At 45.8% G+C, this 454-nt stretch carries 1 protein-coding gene; it reads left to right on the forward strand.

Annotation, left to right across the window (positions count from 1 at the left end; genetic code table 11):
- Positions 1–454 (forward strand): P2 family phage major capsid protein (locus PROVRUST_RS18385; protein ID WP_006816421.1); only part of this gene is annotated, 454 nt, incomplete at both ends.

Consider the following 454-nt stretch of genomic DNA (forward strand, 5'->3'; position numbering starts at 1 on the left):
CCAAAATTAATATTGTGCCAGTGAAAGACCAAGTGGGTGAAAAAATCGGCATCGGTATTGGCTCAACTGTGGCAGGCACGACGGATACTACCAAACAAGACCGTGAGCCGACAGATCCAACACAATTAGCCGAGCAAGGCTATCACTGCCGCCAAACGAATTTTGATACTGCTATCCGTTACGAAAAATTGGATATGTGGGCAATGTTTGAAGATTTCCAACGCCGTATCCGAGATGCCATTATTCAGCGTCAAGCCCTTGACCGCATCATGATTGGATTTAATGGTACGAGCCGCGCGGCAACGTCAGACCGTAAAGTTAACAAGTTACTACAGGACGTTAATGTCGGTTGGTTACATAAAATCCGCCTTGAAGCCCCTGATCATGTTTTAGGTTCATCCACGGATAAAGACACCAACAAAATTACGCCTGAGCCAATCAAAGTGGGTATTGG

It is taken from the genome of Providencia rustigianii DSM 4541 (genome assembly GCF_000156395.1).
Lineage (GTDB): Bacteria > Pseudomonadota > Gammaproteobacteria > Enterobacterales > Enterobacteriaceae > Providencia > Providencia rustigianii.